Origin of the sequence: Embleya sp. AB8 (assembly GCF_049739465.1) — a bacterium.
Taxonomy (GTDB): domain Bacteria; phylum Actinomycetota; class Actinomycetes; order Streptomycetales; family Streptomycetaceae; genus Embleya.
Genome location: NZ_JBMHHY010000017.1, coordinates 172,405 through 186,410, shown reverse-complemented (window position 1 = coordinate 186,410; position 14,006 = coordinate 172,405). Strand labels below are relative to the sequence as shown.

General features: G+C 69.8%; 16 protein-coding genes and 2 pseudogenes. 12 read left to right on the top strand and 6 right to left on the bottom strand.

Annotated elements, in window-relative coordinates:
• Positions 1-223: 223 nt before the first annotated feature.
• From ABIA38_RS25860 to ABIA38_RS25825, 8 genes are all read left to right on the top strand, one after another.
• Positions 224-934 (top strand): amino acid ABC transporter ATP-binding protein, encoded by a 711-nt coding sequence (locus tag ABIA38_RS25860; RefSeq protein WP_424641262.1) that lies wholly within the window; start codon positions 224-226, stop codon positions 932-934.
• Between the two features lie 14 nt (positions 935-948).
• The gene (locus ABIA38_RS25855) at positions 949-1,863 is read left to right on the top strand and encodes a glutamate ABC transporter substrate-binding protein (RefSeq protein WP_424641209.1); all 915 of its coding nucleotides are present in this window, start codon (positions 949-951) and stop codon (positions 1,861-1,863) included.
• Positions 1,864-1,889: 26 nt separating this feature from the next.
• Complete coding sequence (locus ABIA38_RS25850) at positions 1,890-2,534, top strand: amino acid ABC transporter permease (RefSeq protein WP_424641208.1); 645 nt, start codon at positions 1,890-1,892, stop codon at positions 2,532-2,534.
• Positions 2,531-3,340 (top strand): amino acid ABC transporter permease, encoded by an 810-nt coding sequence (locus ABIA38_RS25845; protein ID WP_424641207.1) that lies wholly within the window; start codon positions 2,531-2,533, stop codon positions 3,338-3,340. Before ABIA38_RS25850 ends, ABIA38_RS25845 begins: the two co-directional genes overlap by 4 nt.
• Positions 3,341-3,490: 150 nt before the next feature.
• Entirely contained in the window at positions 3,491-4,684 is a 1,194-nt protein-coding gene (locus ABIA38_RS25840; RefSeq protein WP_424641206.1) for a CHAT domain-containing protein, read from the top strand.
• Between the two features lie 215 nt (positions 4,685-4,899).
• Positions 4,900-6,276 carry a purine-cytosine permease family protein gene (locus ABIA38_RS25835; RefSeq protein WP_424641205.1) on the top strand — a complete coding sequence of 459 codons (1,377 nt, stop codon included), beginning with the start codon at positions 4,900-4,902 and terminating at the stop codon, positions 6,274-6,276.
• Positions 6,277-6,357: 81 nt separating this feature from the next.
• Positions 6,358-6,924 (top strand): MerR family transcriptional regulator, encoded by a 567-nt coding sequence (locus tag ABIA38_RS25830; protein ID WP_424641204.1) that lies wholly within the window; start codon positions 6,358-6,360, stop codon positions 6,922-6,924.
• Between the two features lie 158 nt (positions 6,925-7,082).
• Entirely contained in the window at positions 7,083-7,409 is a 327-nt protein-coding gene (locus ABIA38_RS25825; protein WP_424641203.1) for a hypothetical protein, read from the top strand.
• Positions 7,410-7,567: 158 nt separating this feature from the next.
• Here ABIA38_RS25825 and ABIA38_RS25820 read toward each other — a convergent pair whose 3' ends face one another.
• A complete protein-coding gene (locus ABIA38_RS25820) occupies positions 7,568-8,266 on the bottom strand; it encodes a response regulator (RefSeq protein WP_424641202.1) in 699 nt (232 codons plus the stop codon).
• Positions 8,263-9,486: a sensor histidine kinase gene (locus ABIA38_RS25815; RefSeq protein ID WP_424641201.1), complete on the bottom strand. Its 1,224-nt coding sequence runs from the start codon at positions 9,484-9,486 to the stop codon at positions 8,263-8,265. Before ABIA38_RS25815 ends, ABIA38_RS25820 begins: the two co-directional genes overlap by 4 nt.
• Before the next feature lie 209 nt (positions 9,487-9,695).
• Here ABIA38_RS25815 and ABIA38_RS25810 point away from each other — a divergent pair, with 209 nt between their 5' ends.
• The 3 genes from ABIA38_RS25810 to ABIA38_RS25800 all read left to right on the top strand — a co-directional run bounded on the left by ABIA38_RS25810 (position 9,696) and on the right by ABIA38_RS25800 (position 11,893).
• Positions 9,696-10,625 (top strand): ABC transporter ATP-binding protein, encoded by a 930-nt coding sequence (locus ABIA38_RS25810; protein WP_424641200.1) that lies wholly within the window; start codon positions 9,696-9,698, stop codon positions 10,623-10,625.
• Positions 10,626-10,627: 2 nt separating this feature from the next.
• Positions 10,628-11,434 carry a hypothetical protein gene (locus ABIA38_RS25805; RefSeq protein WP_424641199.1) on the top strand — a complete coding sequence of 269 codons (807 nt, stop codon included), beginning with the start codon at positions 10,628-10,630 and terminating at the stop codon, positions 11,432-11,434.
• A gap of 153 nt (positions 11,435-11,587) precedes the next feature.
• The gene (locus tag ABIA38_RS25800) at positions 11,588-11,893 is read left to right on the top strand and encodes a hypothetical protein (RefSeq protein WP_424641198.1); all 306 of its coding nucleotides are present in this window, start codon (positions 11,588-11,590) and stop codon (positions 11,891-11,893) included.
• A 191-nt stretch (positions 11,894-12,084) separates the two neighbouring features.
• Here ABIA38_RS25800 and ABIA38_RS25795 read toward each other — a convergent pair whose 3' ends face one another.
• From ABIA38_RS25795 to ABIA38_RS25780, 4 genes and pseudogenes are all read right to left on the bottom strand, one after another.
• On the bottom strand, positions 12,085-12,261 hold the full coding sequence (locus tag ABIA38_RS25795) for a DUF397 domain-containing protein (protein ID WP_424641197.1): 177 nt from the start codon (positions 12,259-12,261) through the stop codon (positions 12,085-12,087).
• 70 nt (positions 12,262-12,331) lie between these two features.
• Positions 12,332-12,436: pseudogene (locus tag ABIA38_RS25790) on the bottom strand (DUF397 domain-containing protein); the annotation flags it as partial.
• A gap of 161 nt (positions 12,437-12,597) precedes the next feature.
• Positions 12,598-12,657, bottom strand: a pseudogene (locus ABIA38_RS25785) (hypothetical protein); the annotation flags it as partial.
• Positions 12,658-12,686: 29 nt separating this feature from the next.
• Positions 12,687-13,379, bottom strand: a complete 693-nt coding sequence (locus ABIA38_RS25780; RefSeq protein WP_424641196.1) for a DUF5753 domain-containing protein — start codon at positions 13,377-13,379, stop codon at positions 12,687-12,689.
• A gap of 202 nt (positions 13,380-13,581) precedes the next feature.
• Between ABIA38_RS25780 and ABIA38_RS25775 the strand changes: the two genes are divergently transcribed.
• Positions 13,582-13,983 carry a PPOX class F420-dependent oxidoreductase gene (locus tag ABIA38_RS25775; RefSeq protein ID WP_424641195.1) on the top strand — a complete coding sequence of 134 codons (402 nt, stop codon included), beginning with the start codon at positions 13,582-13,584 and terminating at the stop codon, positions 13,981-13,983.
• The last annotated feature ends 23 nt before the right edge of the window (positions 13,984-14,006 follow it).

Genomic DNA, 14,006 nt, shown 5'->3' with positions numbered 1-14,006 from the left:
CACCGGGCGCGAAGACCGCGCGAACCCGGCGCGTACCGGGCGTGGGTCACCCGCGCGAGGGGACTCTATCGGCCGTTAGAGGGGTTGGCGCCGTCGGCGCGACTGAATCCACCCGCCGAGGTGGATGGAACGGGCAAGTGCGCTTGCGTACGGCCCCAGCACCCTGTCGAAGGCGAGTCGGATACCTGTGACCTCGGAAGACCCACTCGTCGTACTCTCCGGCGTGAACAAGCACTTCGGGTCGCTGCACGTGCTTCGCGACATCGACCTGACGGTGGCCCGCAACGAAGTGGTCGTCCTGATCGGCCCGTCCGGCTCCGGCAAGTCGACCCTGTGTCGCACCATCAATCGCCTGGAGACGATCGACTCGGGCAGCATCACCATCGACGGCGCCCCACTGCCGGCCGAGGGTCGCGGGTTGGCCAGGCTGCGTTCCGAGGTCGGCATGGTGTTCCAGTCCTTCAACCTCTTCGCGCACAAGACCGTCCTGGAGAATCTGACTCTCGCTCAGATCAAGGTCCGCAAGCGCAGCAAGGTCGAGGCGGAGAAGAAGGCCCGCGAACTGCTCGACCGGGTCGGCCTCGCCGATCAGGCGCCCAAGTATCCCGCGCAGCTGTCCGGCGGCCAGCAGCAACGCGTCGCGATCGCCCGGTCGTTGGCGATGGATCCCAAGGTGATGTTGTTCGACGAACCGACCTCCGCGCTCGACCCGGAGATGATCAACGAGGTGCTCGAGGTGATGCGCACGCTCGCGGTCGAGGGCATGACGATGGTCGTGGTCACCCACGAGATGGGCTTCGCCCGCTCGGCGGCCAATCGTGTGGTGTTCATGGCGGACGGTCGGATCATGGAGTCGCGCACGCCCGGCGACTTCTTCGACCACCCGGAGACCGACCGGGCCAAGGACTTCCTGTCCAAGATCCTCAAGCACTGAGGGGATCGGTACACATGCGCACCCGCCGCTCCACCACCGAGCTGCTCGTCCTCCTGCTCCTCGCCCTCTCCCTCGCCCTCTTCCTCACCGCCTGCGGCAAATCCGGCACACCCCCGCCCAAGGGCCCCAAGGCCAAGGATCTGCCGTCCTATCAGGTCGCCACCGGCGTCGACCTCGACTCGCCCACCTTCCGCTCGGCCAAGTCGCGCGGCCGACTGATCGTCGGCACCAAGGCCGATCAGCCCTATGTCGCGGCGCAGGATCCGGCGACCGGCTACTACTCGGGCTTCGACATCGAGATCGCCAAGATGATGGCCGCGTCGCTCGGCTTCGGGGCGGACCGGGTCGAGTTCAAGACGATCACCTCCGCGAACCGCGAGACGTCGTTGCAGAACGGCGAAGTGGACTACTACGTCGGGACGTACACGATCAACGACAACCGCAAGAAGCTGGTGGGCTTCGCCGGGCCGTACTACATCGCCGGCCAGTCCCTCCTGGTCCGCAGGAACGACAAGTCCATCAACGGCCCACAGGACCTGGCCGGCAAGAAGGTCTGCTCGGTCGCCGGCTCCACGCCGTACCAGCGGATCGTGTCCAACTACCCCAAGGCCACCGCCGTCGCCTACGACAGCTATTCGGTCTGCGTGGACAACCTGATCAGCCTTCAGGTCGACGCGGTCACCACCGACGACACGATCCTCAAGGGCTACGCCGCCAAGGTCCCCGACCAACTCCGGCTCGCCGGGCAGCCGTTCTCGAAGGAGCCGTACGGCATCGGGGTTCCGCGCGGCGATCGCACCTTCCGGCTCGCCCTCGACGACGCGATCGTCGCACACGAACAGAACGGCGACTGGCAGCGCGCCTACGACTCGACCCTCGGCCTCTCCGGCGTACCGGCTCCCCCGCCGCCGCCCGTGGACCGGTACTAGTGCCGCACTAACGGAAGGCGTCGACGATGAACGTACTGCTCGACAACTTCACCCTGTTTCGCAAGGGCTTCGTCGGTACCGTCGAACTGACCCTGGCCGCCGCGGCGATCGCCCTCGGCGTCGGCGTGCTGATGGCCGCCTGCCGGGTCTCCCCGGTCCGGCCGGCGCGGCTGATCGGCGGCACCTGGGTGACCGTGCTCCGCAACACCCCGCTCACCCTGCTGTTCTTCGCGGTCGTCCTCGGCCTGCCGCGCTTCGGCGTGGTACTGCCCTTCTTCACTCTCGCCGTACTCGCCCTGGGCTGCTACACCTCGGCGTTCATCTGCGAGGCGGTGCGCGCCGGAATCAACACCGTGCCGGTCGGGCAGGGCGAGGCGGCCCGCAGTCTGGGGATGAACTTCGGCCAGACGCTCGGCCTGATCGTGTTGCCGCAGGCGCTGCGCGCGGTGATCCCACCGGTCGGCAGCACGCTGATCGCACTCGCCAAGAACACCGCGATCGCCGGTTCGTTCAGCGTCGTCGAACTGCTCGGCACCTACCGCACGCTCAACGAACTCGGCTACGACATCGTTGCCACGTTCCTGTGGATCGCGGTCGGCTACCTGATCATCACGCTGGCGATCAGCGCCCTGTTCCGCTTCCTGGAGAAGCGCCTGGAGGTGGCCCGATGAGTACCGAGACCTCGGCGCTGTACGACGTACCCGGCCCGAAGGCACTGGCCCGGCACCGCACTTACGGCTGGATCCTCACCGCGCTGCTGGCCGGCGTACTGGCCTGGGTGATCTACAAGCTGATCGACACACACCAGTTCGCCGCCGACAAGTGGGCGCCGTTCGAATACGTCGGCGTGCAGAAGTTGTTGCTGCGCGGGTTGTGGCACACCCTCCAGATCTTCGCGTGGGCGGCCGTACTCTCCCTCGCCTTCGGCGCGTTCTTCGCCGCCGGGCGGCTGTCCGACCACCGCATCGTGCGCTGGATCGCAGGTCTCGTGGTCGAATTCTTCCGGGCCATGCCGGTCCTGGTGATGATCTTCTTCATCTTCATCGCGATGAAGGTCGAACCCCGACTGGCCCTGATCGCCGGCCTGACGTTGTACAACGGCTCGGTGCTCGCCGAGGTCTTCCGCGGCGGCGTCAACGCGGTGCCCAAGGGCCAGAGCGAGGCGGCCTACGCACTGGGCATGCGCAAGACGGCGGTGATGGTGACCATCCTGATCCCACAGGCCGTGCGCACCATGTTGCCCACGATCATCAGCCAGTTGGTGGTGACCCTCAAGGACACCTCGCTGGGCTATCTGATCTCCTACGAGGAATTCCTCTACGCCGGCAAACAGATCGCCACCAACCTCGACTACAGCCTCCCCTTCATCCCGGTGGTCATGGTGATCGCCCCGATCTACATCGGCATGTGCATGATCCTCTCCGGCCTGGCCCGCTACCTGGAAAGCACCGGAAGACGCCGTCACAAGGGCGCCTGACGAAGCGTCACCACCCGGCCCCGGCGGGCCGGACCGCATCGCGCCGCACCGCGCCGCGCCGCGCCGAAAACCCTCGGCCGCAACCGGGTTCGGCGTGATCACCCGCCCGAGTACGGTGGTCCCGGCGCGCGGGGGCAGGCGGGGGTGGACATGGCGGACGTCGACGCGGAGACGCGACGCGCCCGGGCGCAGGGCGAACGCGGCCGGGCCCGGTGCGCGCGGTGGTTGGCCTCGGGTTCGGTCGAACGCCCCATCGAGCCCGCTTCCCTCGCCGAGGCCCTCGACCTCCTCACCGAGTCCCTCTCCACCCTCCCCCCGACCGATCAGCGCTGGCCGGAATTCGCCTACGTCGCCGGCATCGCCCACGCCGCGCAGGCCGAGCGGGCCGGCGGCGACGCCCGCGCCTTCGACCAGGCACGGACCTGCCTCCGCAGAGCCCGACTCGCCGCGCCGCCCGACGCGCGGCTGTTCCGGGCCGCGACCCACGTGGCCGCCGGTCGGGTCGGGGCCGGGGCTGAGGGCATGCCCTGGCGTACCCTCCTCGACCCGCCCCCCGCCGCCGAGATCGCCGCCGCGCTGCACCGGCTCGGCGCCGACGCGCTGGTCCAACTCGTGCCGGGGGCGGCCGTGTCGACCGGCGCCGACGGCGCGACCCGGGTGCTCGACCTGCCCGAGCTGGACCACGATCGGGTCCCGGCCGGGGGCGATCGGGCGCACCGGCCGGACGAACTCGCCGCGCTGTGCGCCTGGGCCTGGGACGCGGTGATGGGACCCGTACTCGCCGCGCTGCCCGGTGCGTTCGGCCGAGCGCCCGCCCTGGTCCTGCTGCCCGCCGGGCCGTTCGGCGCGGTGCCGTGGCATGCCGCCTGGTCGCTCGTCGACGGCCGCCGGCGACACGCACTGCAGGGCGCGCAGATCTCGTACATCGGCGCGGCCCGCCTGCTGTGCGAGGTCGCCGCGCGCCCGGCGGCCGACCCGCACCCGCACCACCCGACGAGCATCGGCCGCGCCGCCGGCGACCCGATCGCCTTCGCCCCGGCCGGCAGCCATCGGCAGGCCTGGCGGCTGGGCGCCGAATACCTGACCGCCGGGACCCACACCCTCCTGTCCACACTGTGGCCGGTGGACGCGACGACCACAGCGCTGGTCCGCTACATGGCCCACCACTACCTTGACCGTCGCGGCCTGCCCCCGGCCCAGGCCCTGCGTACCGCCCAGTTGTGGATGCGCGATCCCAAGCGCGGAATCCCCACCGCGATGCCCGCCGAACTCGCCGCGCAGGCCCGCGCGATCGTCCCGGACGACCTCACCGGCTGGGCCGCCTTCACCCACTCGGGCTGGTGAGCCGCGAGGGCCCACCACCACCCCCGCCTTCCCAAGCGACCCGCGAGGCGCGTACTGTTCGCCACGCCATCGCGGGAGCTCGGACCAACCGGGCTGAGAGGGCGGCATGGGATGTCGGCGGCAAGCCGATGCGCATCCCGGGGCCACCGACCGCTTGAACCTGACCGGGTAATGCCGGCGTAGGGAGAGCAGGTAGAGCCATGTCGGCTCCAGTCATGGGCGACGCACGCGCCGAACACGAGCCCGAGTCCGGGCCGCGGTCGCCCGCCGACGCCGAGGCACCGCTGATCCTGGACACCGCGCCGCCGCGCACCCTGGGCTTCCGCGACCAGGCGGCGTTCTGGGCCAACCTCGGGGTGAGCCTGCTCGGCTTCTCCGGCGCCCTGGCCGTACTCGCGCCGGCCGGCTACCCCCAGTTGTCGATGATCGCCGCGATCGTCGCGGCCGTCGGCGGCACGCTGATCGGCACGCTCATGGTCGCGGTCGCCGGCATCCCCGGCGCGCGCAGCGGGGCGCCCGCGATGACGGTGCTGCGCGGGCTGCTCGGCACGAAGATCTCCTACGTGCCGACGGTGTTCAACATCGTCCAGTGCATCGGCTGGGGCACCTTCGAGCTCTTCGTGATCTCGATGGGCATCGAGGCGATGACGGACGGTGACGGCCCGCACTGGCTCTACATCGTCGCCGCCGGCACCGTCACCACCGCGATGACCCTGCGCCCGCTGGGCATGCTGCGCATCCTGCGTCGCTACGTAACCATCGCGGTGGGCATCGCGATGCTCTACTTCACGATCCAGCTGTGGCGCGAGGGCCTGCCGCCGATGACGCAGGGCTCGTGGTCCGGCTTCTTCCCGGCGATGGACGCGGCGCTCGCGGTCGCGGTGTCGTGGGTGCCGCTGGCGTCCGACTACACCCGCCACTCGCGCGGCACCAAGTCCGCCTTCTGGGCGACGCTGAGCGGCTTCTCGGTGACCAGCATCTGGTGCTACCTGCTCGGCCTGGTCGCAATCGCCCAGGCCGGCGGCGACGCGGACAAGATCTTCGACTCGTTCCTGGGCGTCACCGCCGGGTGGGTGTTCTTCGCCGTACTGGTCGTACGCGAGGTGGACCAGAGCTTCGCCAACGTCTACAGCACCGCGATGTCCATCCAGAACCTCGCGCCACGCGTGGACCGCCGGGTGTTGTGCCTGGGGGTGGGCGCGCTGGTCACCGGATTCGCGCTGCTGGTCGACGACTTCAGCACCTACGCCAACTTCCTGTCGCTGATCGGCTCGGTCTTCATCCCGCTGCTCGGGGTGCTGGCGATGGACCTGTTCGCCGGGCGGGGGCGGGCCGGTTGGGACCTGGGCGACCACGCGCCGGCCAGGTGGGTGATGCTCGTGCCGTGGGCGCTCGGGTTCTGCATGTATCAGCTGATCAACCCCGGCACGGTCGACTGGTGGGCGAAGTTCTGGGGCCACATCCAGGACGCCACCCACATCCACGCGCAGACCTGGACCTCGGCATCGTTGTTCTCCTTCGCCGTCGCGGGCGCCACCGCGTTCCTCGCGGTGCGCTGGGACGGGCGCCGGGCGGTCGCGGCCCGGGGTTGACTCCCGACCGAGGCGGCCCGGGTCGGGTCGGGTCGACCCGGGGTTGACCTTCGAGCAGGTCGAAGCCCGAGACTCGGCGCCATGGACGAGACGTACGAATACGAACACGAAGACGATGTGGTGCTGGGGATCGGCGCGTTCGCCCGGCGGGTGGGGTTGAGCCCGAGCGCGCTGCGCTACTACGACGACTGCGGGGTGTTGCGGCCCGCGTCGGTGGATCCGAGTACGGGTTATCGCCGCTACGCGCCGGAGCAGGCGGCGCGGGCGCTGCTCCTGCGCGGGCTGCGCGAGGCGGAGTTGCCGCTGCCGGAGGTGGTCGCCGTACTGGACGGGCCGCCGGACCGGGCCGAGGCGGTACTGCGGGCGCACCTGGACCGGTTGCGCGGCCGGGTGGACACCGCGCGGGTGGTGGTCGAGCGGGTGTTGCGGTCGGGGGCGAGCGGTTGTCGGGCCACCGTCGGCGGGGCCGAGTGGGCGAGCGCGGTACGGCAGGTGGCGCCGGCGGCCGGGGTGTTCGGGGTCCTGGTCGAGGTGGCCGACGGCGAGGTACGTCTGGTGGCGACCGATCGCTATCGGCTGTCGGTACGTACGCTGCGCCCGATCCGGATCGAGGGCTCGGGGCAGGCGCTGGTCCGAGTGGGCGACTGACCGCACTCGGCGACTGGGCGACGCGGCACCGCGAGCTCGACCTCGAACTCGACGTCGAGCTCGACCAGACGGGCTTCCGGCTCCGCGCGGGCGAGGACGTACACGAGCCGACCACGTCCGCCGAGCCCTATCCGGCCTACCGCGACATGCTCGCCGCGTTGGCCGCCCCGAAGACCCGGGTCGTGGTGGACCGTACGGCCCTGCGGGACGCGCTGCTTGGTGCGGAGGCCGATCCGATCCGGGTACTGACCGGCGGCCCCGACGAACTCCGGGTCGACGACACCGCCCTGCCCGCGATCCGCCTGGGCCCCGCGATCCGGCTGGCCGTCGACCCGGCCACCCTGGCTCCGGCCCTGGACGCCGGGGTCGGTCCGGATGTCCTCCTCGACATCGCCGCCCCGGACGCGCCGATCCTGGTCCGCTCGGCCGACCAGGGCAGCTTCACCACGTTGGTGATGCCCGTACCGCTGCCGGCAGCCGACTGAGCGGCGCGGCTACTCGGTCGGGGCGAACGCGGTGGTCGGGTCGGGGGTGGACCAGCGCTGTACGGCGGCGGGGGCGGCGGCGGGGGCGGCGTCGGGGGCCCGGGTAGCGGCGGTACAGGGTGCCGGCCGCGTCGATCGGGAGGGTACCGGGATCCGCGTCAGTCGAGTCCGACCAGACCGGACCGGTAAGCCGCGATCACCAGGTGCACGCGGTCTCGGGCGGCCAGTTTGGCCAGTAGGTGGCCGACGTGGGCCTTGGTGGTGCCGGGGCTGATGTGCAGGCGGGCACAGATCTCCGGGTTCGACAGGCCCGCGCCGATCAGGGCCAGTACCTCGCGTTCGCGTTCGGTCACCGACGCCGGAAGCTCGAACCGGGAGGCGAATCGGGAGGCGGATCGGGTCGGGCCGGCCGCACCGCCGATCCGCGACAGTTCGGCGAATTCACGGATCAGGCTGCGCGTGACGCTCGGCGCGAGCAGCGCGTCACCGCGGGCCACCACCCGGATGCCGTCCAGGAGTTCGACCGGTCGGGTGTCCTTGAGCAGGAATCCGCTCGCGCCGCCGCGCAGCGCCGCATAGACGTATTCGTCCAGATCGAACGTGGTCAGGATGAGCACCCGGACGCCGGCCGTCTCGGGCGCGCCGGTGATCCTCGTGGTGGCCTCGATGCCGTCGATGTCCGGCATTCGAATGTCCATCAGCACCACGTCGGGGAGTTCGCGCCGGGCCAGGTCGACCGCCGCGCTCCCGGTGTCGGCCTCGCCGATCACGGTGAGGTCGGGTTCGGAGTCGACCAGGCCGCGAAAGCCCGCGCGGACCAGGTGTTGGTCGTCCGCGACCAGGACCCGGATGGTCACCGGGCCGCCACCGCGGAGCCCTCGAACGGCAGGCCCGCCGCCACCCGGAAGCCGCGCCCCGGCAACGCCTCCGCGCTGAACCAGCCGTCGTGCAGCCCGACCCGCTCACGCATGCCGATCAGGCCGTGGCCCGGGACCGGCGCGGCACAGCCGCGCCCGTCGTCGAGGACTTCGATGGCCAGCTCGTCCTCGCGGTAGTCCAGGGTGACCCGACCGGTCGAAGTCCCGGCGTGCTTGGCCACGTTCGTCAGCGCCTCCTGCACGATGCGATACGCGCACAGGTCCACGCTCGCGGACAACGGCCGCACCCGCCCGATCGCCCGCACGCTCACCCGTACCCCCGCCTGCGCCATCCGCTCGGTCAACCGGCCCAGATCGGCCAGCCCCGGCGCCGGCCGCAGCGCGTCGCCGTCGTCGGATCGAGCCCCGGGCCCCGAGGAGCCCTCGCGCAGCACCCCGAGCAACCGGCGCATCTCCACCAATGAGTCCCGACTGGTGGTCGCGATCACCGCGAGCGCGGCGCGGGCCTCGGCCGGCTGACGATCGATCACATGGTGGCCGTAGCCCGCCTGCACCGCGACCACACTCATCGTGTGCGCGACCACATCGTGCAACTCCCGTGCGATCCTCAGCCGTTCCTCGGCGACCGAGCGCTCCACCAGCAATGCGGCCCGACCCTCCTGATAGGCCCGCACCCCGGCGGCGTAGGCCCGGTTCCGGCCGACCGCGTAGCCGACCACCCAGGCGACCAGCAGGACCATCAGGCTGAACAGCGCCCCGCCGGAGGCGTATCCATACGCCCGCCCGGGCGCGTGGCCGGTCACGGCCCGCACGTACTCCCCGAGCGCCGGGACCGCGCCGATCAGCAGACACCGGACGGAGGTTCGGGGACTCTTCGTGGCGGCTACCGAGTACAGGATCAGCGCGAGCGTGACGATCACCACGCCCTCGCCCTGGCTCCATTTGCCGTCCAGTGCCATCAGCCCCGCCAGCGCCAGGGCCGCGGCGAGTCCGACGAACGGGTGCCGCCGACGCAGCACGAAGGCTACGGGCAGGACGAGGACCAACAGCCGCCACCCGGGGAGTTGTTGCGCGCCGTAGTGGGCGCCCGCCGACGTCTGTACCAATGGCAGGCACACGGTCGCCACGAGCACGTCCAGCACGATCCAGTGCCCGGGGCGCAGCCGCTTCGACAGCGGCGGACGCGGCTCGGAATGCATAAACCCGAGGGTAGCCACGCGCGGGCGTGGGCCACATCGTCCCGGCGGCCTAGGACCGAGGTCTCGGCCGGTGCGGTCGCGCGACGTGGTCGGCTCGGACCGGGGGCCGACCGTGCGGATTCGAGTCCGGACCGGGCTCCGATGCGGGTGACGGGCCACTGCCGGGATCGTCGAGACCAGGCGAAATCGACCGAGCGAAGGGCAACGACATGATCGAAGTCCAGGAACTGACCAAGAGATACGGCACTGCGGCGGCCGTGGACAATCTGACCTTCTCGGCGCTACCCGGGCGGGTGACCGGCTTCCTCGGCCCCAACGGCGCGGGCAAGTCGACCACGATGCGGATGATCCTGGCGCTGGTGGCGCCCACACACGGCACGGCCTTCGTGAACGACCGGCCGTACGCCGGGCTGCGCCGCCCGCTGCGCGAGGTGGGCACGCTGCTCGACGCCAACGCGGTGCACGGCGGGCGGTCGGCGTACGACCACCTGGCCTGGGTGGCGCGGAGCAACGGCATCGGCCGCCGTCGGGTCACCGAGGTGTTGACCACCACCGGCCTTGAGGCGGTGGCCCGCAAGCGGATCGGGCAGTTCTCCCTCGGCATGAAGCAACGCCTGGGCGTCGCCTCGGCGTTGCTCGCCGATCCGCCCGTGCTGATCTTCGACGAACCGCTCAACGGCCTGGACACCGAAGGCATCCGCTGGTTGCGCAACCTGCTCAAGTCGCTGGCGGCCGAGGGCCGGACGGTCTTCTACTCCAGTCATCTGATGAGCGAGATGGCACTGACCGCCGACCACCTGGTGGTGATCGGCCGGGGGCGGCTGATCGCCGACACGACCGTTGCCGACCTGGTCGCCTCCGGTGCCCAGGGTGACGTACTGATCCGTTCACCACAGGGCTCGGCGGCGGTGGGTCCCCTGGTCGCGTGCGGCGGCATCGTCACGGCCGAGCCCGACGGCGGATTCGCGGTGGTCGGTCTGGACCCGACCACCATCGCCGAAATCGCCCGGGCACACGGCCTGACGCTCACCGAGATCACCCCACGACACCCGTCCCTGGAAGAAGTCTTCATGCAACTGACCGAGGACAGCGTCGAATACCGCACCGACGCCCCCGCCAAGCCCGGAAGGCGGTCGTGACCATGGCCGTGCCCACGCTCGCCACGCTCCCGGATCGGGATCTGCTCGGCGCCGAATGGATCAAGTTCCGCTCGGTGCGCTCGTCGTATCTGACCGTGTTGGTGGTCGCCGGGGTGATGCTTCTCCTCGCCGGCGTGTTCTCCGACAGCCTCAAGAATTGGGACCACCTGAGCGCCATGGACCGGGCCAGGTTCGACCCGGTGCGGTCCTCACTGCAAATCGCCGTGCCGCTCGCCGAGGCGGCCTTCGGCGTACTCGGTGTCCTGGCCTTCTCGTCCGAGTACGGCACCGGCCTGATCCACGCCACGTTCGCCGCGACGCCGGCCCGCCGCCGAGTGCTGGCCGCGAAGGCGGCGATCGTCGGCGGGATCGCCCTGGTGGTGGGCCAATTCCTGGTCCTGGCCACGTTTTTGGTCGGTCAGGCCGCACTCTCCGCCAAGCGCGCCGGGGTGGGCGCGGGACTGGGCGACCCGCACGTACTGCGCGCGCTGACCGGCTGCGGACTGCTGATCGGCACGGTCGCAATGATCGGAATCGCGCTCGGCTCGATGCTCCGGTCCAGCGCGGGCGCAATCTCGGCCCTGTTCGGCCTGGTCTTCGCCGCGGACTCGGTCGGCGACATGCTGAGCACCTGGAGCGAGGAACCCGCACGCTGGGCCCTCAACAACATCTTCACCACACTGGTCCAGACCCACCGCCCACCGGAGTCGTTCCAGCCCACAGTGACCATGGCATTCGTCGAATGCGCCGTGTACATCGCGGTATTCCTCGCCCTGGCCGCCACCCTGATCACCCGCCGCGACACCTGACGGACGGCGAACGCGCGCGATTCCGGGATCTCCCAGGAATATGGGATTCCGCCGTACCGACCGCTGTCGCGAGGATGCCGGTGGGCGTGCCGACGAACTCGGAGACGCTGCCGAAGTGGCACTCATCCAACTACGGACAAGGACCAACTCCTCATGGGAATACGCCGATTGGCCGTCTCTGCGGCAGCCGTCGCAGCAACGGTACCGCTGCTCCTGGTGGCCACCGGAACGCAGGCGAACGCCGCCGTCAACGCGCCGGACCAGGCCCAGCAGACCAGCACGTGCCTCTGGTGGTACAACGTCAACGCCACCGTGGGCGGCATTCCCTTCGCCCTCACCCAGCTGAAGTCCTGCCTGAACTCGGTGCACCCGATCGTCCTCCCGCCCACCGGCCCGATCGTCCTGCCCAACACACCGATCGGCGTCGGCAACCCACTACTGCCGGTCGCCACCGGCTGACCGACCGCCAAAGCATCGCCCTGCGGGCCCCAAACCCGGGTGCCCGCAGGGCGGCATCGTCGGTGGACGCGGTCCCCGCTGCGCAGGCGGGTTCCAATTGACGGCGAAGCGCCCAAGGGCCGGGGAGATCCGTGGGCAACGCAGCGAACGCGGCGCCGGGCATCTCGACCATCGCGAACCACGCTTTCAGCTCAGTGCCCGGCACGCGCTATGAGGTCGGCCCAGGCCGCCGGGTGGACGGTGATTGTCGGGGAGTCTTCGATCTTGGTGTCTCTCACTCCGATCACGTTTCCGAAGGACGCGACCTCGACACAGTCGTTTCCCCCGGTGTAGCTGCTGGTTCGCCACTGCGGAACCCTGCTGACCATGCCGTCTCCAGTTCCACGAGCCTTTGCGCAATACGCGCGATCGACGCTTCGGCGCCGAAGGGCCACCGGGCTACCGAAGTTCCCCAACCAGGGCTGCCCAAGCCGCCGGGGCCACGGGTATCACTGGGGATTGGGAGACCTTGCTGTCCTGGATGCCCAGGGCAGGGCTGACGACCGCATTTTCGACTCAATCGTCCGTTCCGGTGTGACCGAACTTGATCCAACAAGGTTCACGCTGAACTCGATCGATCTGCGCAGCTCCTGTTGCCATCCGCTGATCGTGCTGTGGGACGCCACCTGGGACAGTGCGGATGTATGCAGGCGATCGAACGCAGTTCCGAAGTGTTCGACGTCATCGGGCCTATCAATCAGCAGCGAGCCCGCGAACTGTTCCAACCAAGCAGCGTACCGGCCTCGCTTGGGCTCTAGGAGCAAGCAGGACGCGGGTGCCGTGAATCGCGCCCCGGAGGGAGAATTTGCACTCGGATCGATGGATGTTCCGAAACGGTTCTCCCGAGGTGGTCGAGCTGATCAGCCAGGACCTCCGGATTTCCGATCGGCTGATACAGGGCCGTCTCGGCGATGATGAACCAGGCGGGTCGACCACCACGAAACAGTCGTTGTGCCCTGTCCATCCGCAGTTGTTGTCTCTCGCGGGCCTCTGCCATGGACAGGGTGGGGTCGAGCATAAGGATGATTGCAAGGGCGTAGTCCGCAGTTTGGAGCAGGCCCGGAATGAACGTGGTCTCATAGCTCCGGATGCTCGCCGTCCCGGTCTCCAGTCGCATCAATCGATGAAGGCGTTCGGGCTGCTCCGTAATCAAGCTGCGCCAAGCCTGACTCATCTGTTCTTCGGGCGCCTCGTCGAAAGCCGTGAATCCGAGAGCACTCAGCGGCTTCCCGAAGAAGTCTTCAAGCACACGGCGATAGTCCGGCGTCGGATACGGCGGATCCGTGCTCTCCCACCGCCGCACCTGGCGCACGCTCACCGCCAGGCGCATACCCATCGCGCGCGCGTGCTCCTCGAACGCGTCGGCGAAGCCGGCCTGGGAGTGCAGCCCCAGTGCGCGGCGTGCGGATACCAACTTGGCGTTGGCCCCGAGTGGTCGAGTGGACATAGCAGCGGCTCCAGTTGATCCATCCCCGACGCGCCGACCCCGGCGCTCACGCACAACGTAGCGATTCGGACACAATGGGTGCAGCCAGATGGCCGGATTTGGCTGCTCGAGCGCTTGACATCAAGTCGCCTTGAGGTTCTACGTTCGAGTCGAACGTTCCGGCCATCGGGCCGGCGCCACATACGGACGGGGTGCATCGCACATGGCGAGCTACACGGACATCGAACGCGCGTACCTGCTCGGCCAGAGTCTCGGTCGGCTCGCCACCGTCGGGCCGAACGGCGAACCCCAGGTGCGGCCCGTCGGATTTCGCCTGAACCCGGACGGCACCATCGACATCGGCGGCCCCAATCTCAGCGGCAGCCAGAAATGGCGCAACGCCGAGCGTAATCCGGCCGTCGCCTTCGTCGTGGACGACATGACGCCCGACGAGCCCGGTGCATACAAGCCCGGCTGGGGGCGCGGCGTCGAGATCCGTGGTCGCGCCGAACTGCTGCGCGATCACGAACCGCCGCTCGCCGCCGGGTTCTTCAGCCGAGAGGTGCTCCGAATCCACCCGGACCGGGTGATCGGCTGGCACCTGGAGGACCGCGCCGAGACCTGACCCGACATCCGAGCCGACACCTG

Coding starts and splice junctions, on each gene's coding strand:
- ABIA38_RS25855 (WP_424641209.1), top strand. CDS start 949: ATGCGCACCCGCCGCTCCACCACCGAGCTGCTCGTCCTCCTGCTCCTC.
- ABIA38_RS25850 (WP_424641208.1), top strand. CDS start 1,890: ATGAACGTACTGCTCGACAACTTCACCCTGTTTCGCAAGGGCTTCGTC.
- ABIA38_RS25845 (WP_424641207.1), top strand. CDS start 2,531: ATGAGTACCGAGACCTCGGCGCTGTACGACGTACCCGGCCCGAAGGCA.
- ABIA38_RS25840 (WP_424641206.1), top strand. CDS start 3,491: ATGGCGGACGTCGACGCGGAGACGCGACGCGCCCGGGCGCAGGGCGAA.
- ABIA38_RS25835 (WP_424641205.1), top strand. CDS start 4,900: ATGGGCGACGCACGCGCCGAACACGAGCCCGAGTCCGGGCCGCGGTCG.
- ABIA38_RS25830 (WP_424641204.1), top strand. CDS start 6,358: ATGGACGAGACGTACGAATACGAACACGAAGACGATGTGGTGCTGGGG.
- ABIA38_RS25815 (WP_424641201.1), bottom strand. CDS start 9,486: ATGCATTCCGAGCCGCGTCCGCCGCTGTCGAAGCGGCTGCGCCCCGGG.
- ABIA38_RS25810 (WP_424641200.1), top strand. CDS start 9,696: ATGATCGAAGTCCAGGAACTGACCAAGAGATACGGCACTGCGGCGGCC.
- ABIA38_RS25805 (WP_424641199.1), top strand. CDS start 10,628: ATGGCCGTGCCCACGCTCGCCACGCTCCCGGATCGGGATCTGCTCGGC.
- ABIA38_RS25800 (WP_424641198.1), top strand. CDS start 11,588: ATGGGAATACGCCGATTGGCCGTCTCTGCGGCAGCCGTCGCAGCAACG.
- ABIA38_RS25795 (WP_424641197.1), bottom strand. CDS start 12,261: ATGGTCAGCAGGGTTCCGCAGTGGCGAACCAGCAGCTACACCGGGGGA.
- ABIA38_RS25780 (WP_424641196.1), bottom strand. CDS start 13,379: ATGTCCACTCGACCACTCGGGGCCAACGCCAAGTTGGTATCCGCACGC.
- ABIA38_RS25775 (WP_424641195.1), top strand. CDS start 13,582: ATGGCGAGCTACACGGACATCGAACGCGCGTACCTGCTCGGCCAGAGT.